The 7,265-nt window shown below is 67.9% G+C and carries 8 protein-coding genes; 4 read left to right on the top strand and 4 right to left on the bottom strand.

The window, feature by feature from the left end; all coding sequences use genetic code 11:
• From hydF to FVW20_RS03430, 3 genes are all read left to right on the top strand, one after another.
• A partial coding sequence (gene hydF, locus FVW20_RS03440; protein ID WP_196608306.1) for a [FeFe] hydrogenase H-cluster maturation GTPase HydF occupies positions 1–770 on the top strand: 770 nt, incomplete at its 5' end.
• 124 nt (positions 771–894) lie between these two features.
• A complete protein-coding gene (locus tag FVW20_RS03435; RefSeq protein WP_196608305.1) occupies positions 895–2,160 on the top strand; it encodes a [FeFe] hydrogenase, group A in 1,266 nt (421 codons plus the stop codon).
• Positions 2,161–2,171: 11 nt separating this feature from the next.
• Complete coding sequence (locus FVW20_RS03430) at positions 2,172–2,546, top strand: iron hydrogenase small subunit (protein WP_196608304.1); 375 nt, start codon at positions 2,172–2,174, stop codon at positions 2,544–2,546.
• Positions 2,547–2,996: 450 nt separating this feature from the next.
• Here the strand turns inward: FVW20_RS03430 and FVW20_RS03425 are convergent, their stop codons facing one another.
• From FVW20_RS03425 to FVW20_RS03410, 4 genes are all read right to left on the bottom strand, one after another.
• The gene (locus FVW20_RS03425; protein ID WP_196608303.1) at positions 2,997–3,428 is read right to left on the bottom strand and encodes a Fur family transcriptional regulator; all 432 of its coding nucleotides are present in this window, start codon (positions 3,426–3,428) and stop codon (positions 2,997–2,999) included.
• Positions 3,429–3,593: 165 nt separating this feature from the next.
• The gene (locus FVW20_RS03420; RefSeq protein WP_196608302.1) at positions 3,594–4,421 is read right to left on the bottom strand and encodes a metal ABC transporter permease; all 828 of its coding nucleotides are present in this window, start codon (positions 4,419–4,421) and stop codon (positions 3,594–3,596) included.
• A complete protein-coding gene (locus FVW20_RS03415) occupies positions 4,421–5,383 on the bottom strand; it encodes a metal ABC transporter ATP-binding protein (protein ID WP_231038823.1) in 963 nt (320 codons plus the stop codon). The genes FVW20_RS03420 and FVW20_RS03415 overlap by 1 nt, the downstream gene beginning before the upstream one ends.
• Positions 5,384–5,389: 6 nt before the next feature.
• Positions 5,390–6,535: a metal ABC transporter solute-binding protein, Zn/Mn family gene (locus FVW20_RS03410; RefSeq protein ID WP_231038822.1), complete on the bottom strand. Its 1,146-nt coding sequence runs from the start codon at positions 6,533–6,535 to the stop codon at positions 5,390–5,392.
• A gap of 386 nt (positions 6,536–6,921) precedes the next feature.
• Between FVW20_RS03410 and FVW20_RS03405 the strand changes: the two genes are divergently transcribed.
• Positions 6,922–7,265: flavodoxin-dependent (E)-4-hydroxy-3-methylbut-2-enyl-diphosphate synthase (locus FVW20_RS03405; protein WP_196608300.1), on the top strand; the 344-nt coding region annotated here is incomplete at its 3' end.

Genomic DNA, 7,265 nt, shown 5'->3' with positions numbered 1-7,265 from the left:
GGGGGCTGGACGCCGTGCGCGAGCGCATCGCCATGCTGGCCCCGGAACACGCCATCGCCCAGCCGCACATGCTGTCCGACCTGGTGCCGCCGGGGGGCCTTGTGGTGCTGGTGGTGCCCATCGACCTCGGCGCGCCCCGGGGGCGGCTGATCCTGCCGCAGGTACAGGCCATCCGCGACCTGCTGGACGGTGACCGGATGTGCCTGGTGGTCAAGGAGCGCGAGCTGCGCGCCGCGCAGGAGCGCCTTTCCGCGCCGCCGGACCTTGTGGTGTGCGACTCGCAGGTGGTGCTGAAGGCGGCGGACACCCCGCCCGGCGTGCCCCTGACCACCTTTTCCATCCTGATGGCCCGGCTGAAGGGCGACCTGGTGGAACTGGCGCGCGGGGCTGCGGCCATCGAACGGCTGGGGCCAGGCGACCGCGTGCTGATAGCCGAGGCCTGCACCCACCACCCCCTGGCCGACGACATAGGCCGGGTCAAGATTCCCCGCTGGCTGCGCCAGTACGCGGGCGGCGACATCGAAATCGACGTCGCGGCGGGCAAGGAGCTTTCCGAGGACATGGCCGCCTATGCGCTGGTGGTGCATTGCGGCGGCTGCGTCATCAACCGGGGCAACATGCTGGCCCGGCTGCGCGCGGCGCGGCGGGCGGGAGTGCCCATGACCAACTACGGGCTGGCCATTTCGCTGACGCAAGGGGTGCTGCCCCGCGCGCTGGGACCATTCCCGGCGGCGCTGGACGCCTTCCGCGCGGCGGCCAAGGGCGCCTGACGCCATTCCGGTGGCGGCGGGCGATGTCGGACCGGTACAAGGCGGCGCGAGACGAGGAGGTGATCGGACGGCGTCGCGGGTGCCAACGACGTGATCGCAACCTTCAACCACAGGAGACGTGCTGATGAGCCGTATCGAAATGGAGAAGATCTTCTACGAAGACCACGCTCCGGACCCCAAGGCCGATCCCGACAAGCTCTTCTTCATCCAGATCGATGAATCGAAGTGCATCGGATGCGACAGCTGCCAGCAGTACTGCCCCACCGGCGCCATTTTCGGCGACACGGGCGACGCGCACAAGATTCCCCACGAGGAACTGTGCATCAACTGCGGCCAGTGTCTGACCCACTGCCCCGTGGGCGCCATCTACGAATCGCAGTCGTGGGTGACCGAGATCGAGAAGAAGATCAAGGCCAAGGACGTCAAGGTCATCGCCATGCCCGCGCCCGCCGTGCGCTACGCCCTGGGCGACGCCTTCGGCCTGCCCGTGGGCACCGTGACCACCGGCAAGATGTTCTCGGCGCTCAAGGAACTGGGCTTCGACCACTGCTGGGACAACGAATTCACCGCCGACGTGACCATCTGGGAAGAAGGCACCGAATTCGTGCAGCGCCTGACCAAGAAGCTGGACAAGCCGCTGCCCCAGTTCACCTCGTGCTGCCCAGGCTGGCACAAGTACGTGGAATCGCTGTATCCGGAACTATTCCCGCACATGTCGTCGTGCAAGTCGCCCATCGGCATGCTGGGCACGCTGGCCAAGACCTACGGCGCGGACCGCATGAAGTACGACCGGGCCAAGGTGTACACGGTGTCCATCATGCCGTGCACAGCCAAGAAGTACGAAGGCATGCGCCCGCAGTTGTGGGACAGCGGCCACAAGGACATCGACGCCACCATCGACACCCGCGAACTGGCGTACATGATCAAGAAGGCCAAGATCGACTTCACCAAGCTGCCCGACGGCAAGCGCGATACCCTGATGGGCGAATCCACCGGCGGCGCGACCCTGTTCGGCGTCACCGGCGGCGTCATGGAAGCGGCGCTGCGCTACGCCTACCAGGCCGTCACCGGCAAGAAGCCGGAAAGCATGGACTTCAAGGGCGTGCGTGGCTTGCAGGGCGTGAAGGAAGCCACGGTGAACGTGGGCGGCGTGGACGTGAAGGTGGCCGTGGTGCACGGGGCCAGGCGCTTCCATGACGTGTGCGAACTGGTGAAGGCGGGCAAGGCCCCGTGGCACTTCATCGAGTTCATGGCCTGCCCCGGCGGTTGCGTGTGCGGCGGCGGCCAGCCGGTGATGCCCGGCGTGCTCGAAGCCGCCGACCGCAGGGTGACCCGGATGTACGCGGGCCTCAAGAAGCGCCTGGCCATGGCCAGCGCCAGCCGGGCATAGGAGGAATCACCATGCAGATAGTCAACCTTACCCGGCGCGGCTTCCTGAAGGCCGCCTGCGTCGTCACCGGCGGCGCCCTGATCAGCATCCGCATGACCGGCAAGGCCGTGGCCGCCGCCAAGCAGCTGAAGGATTACATGATGGACCGCATCAACGGGGTGTACGGGGCGGACGCCAAGTTCCCGGTGCGCGCCTCGCAGGATAACGTGCAGGTCCAGAAGCTGTACGCGGACTTCCTGGAAAAGCCCATGAGCCACAAGGCCGAACAGTTGCTGCACACCCACTGGGTGGACCGCTCCAAGGCCATAGAACGCATGAAGGCGCAAGGGGCCTACCCCAACCCGCGCGCCAAGGAATTCGAGGGCAACACCTACCCCTACGAATAGCTGCACGGGGCCGCCCAAACGCGGCACCTAGACGCGGTGCCCAGACGCGGGCATTGCCCCGCGCCCGTGCATGATCCGACGGCCCGCCTGCGACGAGGGGAGAAACCCCTGACACCAAGGGCGAGGTCACGGAACGAAGGGAAGATGCAGATGCATGACGGCGCAAGGGCCGGGCATCCGGAAGGTTTCGGGTGACCGGCCCTTGCGCCGTGTGGGCTGGGAGTGTGGAAGGAGGCGGACGTGGAAGGAGGTGCCAGCCCGAAAGGCAGCCCTGTGTCTTCCCTGGTGTTCCTGCATGGCGCGGCACACCGCACGTGTAACAGGAAAGGCAGAATCGTACCGGAATGCCGGGGATTACGGCGTGCCCTCACCCTTGCGGGGTGATCCCTTCCGGCTCGGATTCCGCCGCAGTCAGGCCACATTTCGCGGCGTCAGTGGGTACTGGGGCGCTCAGCTTTTGCTGCACCGTCCGCATACCCCGTCCAGGCGGACCTCCACGTGCTCCACGATAACTCCGGCGGGCAGCAGGGCGGCGGCGTCCAGCGTCTTGGGCAGCGGGGGCAGGCAGGTCATCACGCCGCATCGGGTGCACTGGAAATGGCCGTGCGGCGCGTTTTCCCCCGCCGGGGCCATACAGTGCCGGAAGGCGCCATCGGCCCCGCTGTGGCGTTGCAGGATGCCCGCCTCCACCAGCAGGTCCAGGGTGCGGTACAGGGTCACCTTGTCCATGCGGGTGGTGCGGCGCACCGCGTCCAGCAGCTCCTGCGCGGCGGGGGCGTGGGGCAGGGCGGCCAGCGACTCCAGCACGGCAATGCGGCGGGGGGTGGCTTCCAGCCCGGCGTGTTCCAGCCGGGCGCGGGCGTCTGTCATTGGCTTGGTCATGGCGTATTCCGATGATGGATTGCGGACTGGACGGCTGGGATGCGCTCTGTCGCAGGTCCTGTAGTATCCCCCCTGTGTCGGTGTCCACGAAGTGGGCACCGTCACGGCAAAAGGGGTCAAGGGGGTGCGGCCCCCTTGCGGGGGGATGGGGGCGGAGCCCCCAGTTCATTGCGGGTTGCGTCTGCCAATCGCCCGGCGCAACACGCCCGCGCCGGACACGGCCATGAATCCTGCCGAGGCCACGGCGATGATGGCCGCGCCCGAGGTGACATCCCAGCGGTAGGCCAGGGCCAGTCCGCCCACGCAGAACACGGTGCTCCACGCGGTGGCGGCGGCCATCATGGATGGCAGCGAGCGGGCCGAGCGCGCCGCGATGAACGGCGGTATGGTCAGCAGGGCCATGACCAGCACCAGCCCCACCACGCGGATCAGCATCACCACGCCCACTGCCGTCATGCCCACCACCAGGTAGTGGGCGGTGCGCACCGGCAGGCCGCGCGCCTCTGCGAATTCGCGGTCGAAGGAGGCCACCAGCAGGGTCTGGTGGCACAGGGCCACCACGGCCAGCAGGGCGGCGTCCAGTGCGGCCATCAGGTACAGGTCGGTGACCGGCACGGCCAGGATGGACCCGAACAGGAAGCTCATCAGGTCGGCCTTGTAGCCGGGGGTAAGGTCTATGAGGATGATCCCGAAGGCCATGCCTGCCGCCCACAGTACGCCAATGGCCGTGTCGGCCTTTTCGGGCCGCTTCAGGGCCACCCCGGCCATGAGCATGGACGAGGCCACGGAGAAGCCGATGGCGCTGGGCAGCACCGGCCAGCCGTAATGAAAGGCCAGCCCCACGCCGCCGTAGGCCGCGTGCGATACCCCGCCCGCCAGAAACACCAGCCGGTTCACCACCACCAGGGTGCCGATGACCCCGCAGGCGATGCTGGCCAGCAACGATGCGGCCAGGGCCTGCTGCATGAAGTCGTAGGAAAGCGCGTCGAGCATCAGGCGTCCTTTGCGGCGGGGGAAGGTGCGGCGTCCGGGGGGGCTGGGGCGTCCGAAGGGTCTGGGGCGTCCGAAGGGTCTGGGGCGCCGGGGGAAACGGGGGGCGTGGCGCCGGAAGGCGGCAGTTCGTCCATACGCGGCAGCACCGGGAACAGCCCGGACACGGAGGAGATGAACGCCCCCATGGGGCAGGTCTTTTCGTGGTGGCCGTAAAGCATGGTCAGCATGTCCGGGGTCAGCCCCGCGCCCCGGGTGTGCACCAGGGTGCGGTTGACGAAGGCCACGTTGGAGAAGGTGGACGTGGCTATGGACAGGTCGTGGCTGACCACCACCAGGGTGTGCGGCCCGCGCAGGGTGCCCAGGAATTCGAAGAAGCAGAACGATCCCTGCGGGTCGATGGAGGCGGTGGGTTCGTCCAGCAGCAGCAGTTCCGGCTGGGCCATCAGGGCGCGGGCCACCACGGCCCGTTGGCGCTGCCCGCCGGAAAGCTGACCCACCATGCGCTTTTCCATGCCGGAAAGGCCCACCTGGTCCAGCGCCTCGCGGGCGCGGTCGATGGACGCGGCATCACGTGACCAGTGACGCCCCAGCAGGCCGCGCCGGGTGCCCGCAAGGCCCATCAGCACCACGTCCTGCACGGTGACGGGAAAGTCCAGCCGGGCCGTGGAGTATTGCGGCACGTAGCCGATGCGCGGCAACGCAGCGCGGGGCGCGCCGCCGAACAGCGCAACGCTGCCGGAGCGCGGGGCCAGCAGGCCCAGCAGCAGCTTGAGCAGGGTTGTCTTGCCGCCGCCGTTGGGGCCGAGCACGGCCAGGAATTCGCCGCGCTCCACGGTAAGGTCCACGTGGTCCAGCACCGGTTCATCGCCGTAGGCGAAGCACAGGTCGCGCACGGCGATGACCGGTTCGTGCGATGTATGCGGTGCGCCCGGCATGCCGGGCGCACTGGATGGCATGTGCATGCGTGTCTACTTGCCGGGGGATTGGGTCAGGGTTTTGGCCATGGCTTCGGCCACGCGGCGGATGTTGGCGGCCCAGTCTTCGGCCAGCGGGTCGGCCTCGATGAGCTTTGCCCCCACATTGCGGGCGATGGTTTCCGCGCCGCGCTTCGAGAACTGCGGCTGGACGAAGATGGCTTCGATCTTCTCCTTCTTGGCGAACTCCACAATGCGGGTCAACTGCCTGGGGCCCGGTTCGCGTCCTTCCACCTCGATGGCCACTTCGCGCAGGTTGTAGTTGTGGGCGAAGTAGCTCCACGCCGGGTGAAAAACCATGAAGCGGCGGCGGTTTTCGGGCACGTTCTCAAACAGGCCGTTGATGTGCAGGTCCAGTTCGTCCAGTTCGCGCACGAAGGCGTCGTGGTTGGCGCGGTACACGGCGGCATGCGTCGGGTCGGCCTTGACCAGCGCGCCCTTGATGGAACCGGCCATCATCTTCACCAGCGCGGGAGACAGCCAGATGTGCGGGTCGCCGCCTTCGTGATCGTGGTGATGGTGGCCTTCGGCGGCTTCGCCGTCGTGGTGATGGTCGGCGTCATGCTTGGCGTCGGCGGGCTTGGCGGCGTCATGCCCGTCCTTGTGCCCGTGCTTGTCGGCGTCCTTGTGGCCGGCGTCATGACCATGGCCATGCCCGCCGTCATGGTCATGATCTTCGTCCTGAACATGTTCATCCTGCGGCAAAAGGTCGATGCCCTTTTCCAGGCGCACCACGGCCATGTCCTTGCCGCCCGCAGCGGTGATGCGGTCCAGCCAGGCCTTTTCGAAGGGCACGCCGATGGTCATGTACAGCTTGGCGCTGGCAAGCGCGCGCATCTGGCTGGGCTTCGGCTCGTAGGTGTGCGGGTCGGCACCGGTGGGCACCATCACCGTCACTTCGGCCAGGTCGCCCGCGATGCGCTGGATGAAATACTTCTGCGGCAGGATGCTGACCGCCACCTGCACGGCGGCAGCGGCGCTGGCGGGCGCAACGGCGGGGGTGCCGGGCGCGGCAAGCAGGCCGGACAGCAGGAACAGGAAGAGCAGGGCGGACAGCCCGCACCGCGAGCCCCGGACAAATCCGGCAAATCGGGCAAACCGGAACGGGGTGGCTTTCGCAAGGGCATGGGGAGTGTTCATGGCGCCTCCGGCAATGGAATCCGGGATGAGGGATTGAGAATGCAACTCGGTTGCATTCTGGCATGTAGTCCTCTGGGCGCACGGTGTCAACGTACAGGGACGAAAGAGGCAACAAGGACGGCGGTGGGGCCTGCCCGGTCCCTTCCTGATCCGGGGGCCGGGTCAGCACCCGCCTTCCGGCGCGCGCATTCGGCGCGCGTATCTTCCGCCTCTCCTGCCCCGCCGTCATCCCGCCGCCCCTGTCTCGCTCACCTGCCCGGCATGCCGTCCGGGCGGCGGTGGCGCCCTTGGCGAGCAGGGGGAAATGCAGTATGAACCATCAATTCGGCCCGCGCCCTCCGAGCGCCTAAGGGTGCCGCCGGGCCGTCCATCTTCAGGGACCATCCATGACCATCGAACGCAGGCGGACCCGCGAGGTCCGCATCGGCTCCGTGCGCATCGGGGGGGACAACCCCGTGATGGTGCAGAGCATGGCCAACACCGACACGCGCGACGTGGACGCCACCGTGGCGCAAATCCGCGCGCTGGCCGCCGTGGGGTGCGAGGTGGTGCGCCTTGCCGTGCTGAACGAGGCGGCTGCAGCGGCCATAGGCCCCATTCGCGCCGCATCGCCCGTGCCGCTGGTGGCGGACATCCATTTCGACCACCGCCTGGCCGTGGCCGCGCTGGAAGCGGGCGTGGACGCCCTGCGCATCAACCCCGGCAACATCGGGGGCGAGGCCAACGTGGC

Source organism: Nitratidesulfovibrio oxamicus, from assembly GCF_015731765.1.
Taxonomy (GTDB): Bacteria; Desulfobacterota; Desulfovibrionia; order Desulfovibrionales; family Desulfovibrionaceae; genus Cupidesulfovibrio; species Cupidesulfovibrio oxamicus.
The sequence above is the reverse complement of the archived record's forward strand: the minus strand, read 5'-3'. Positions and strand labels throughout refer to the sequence as shown.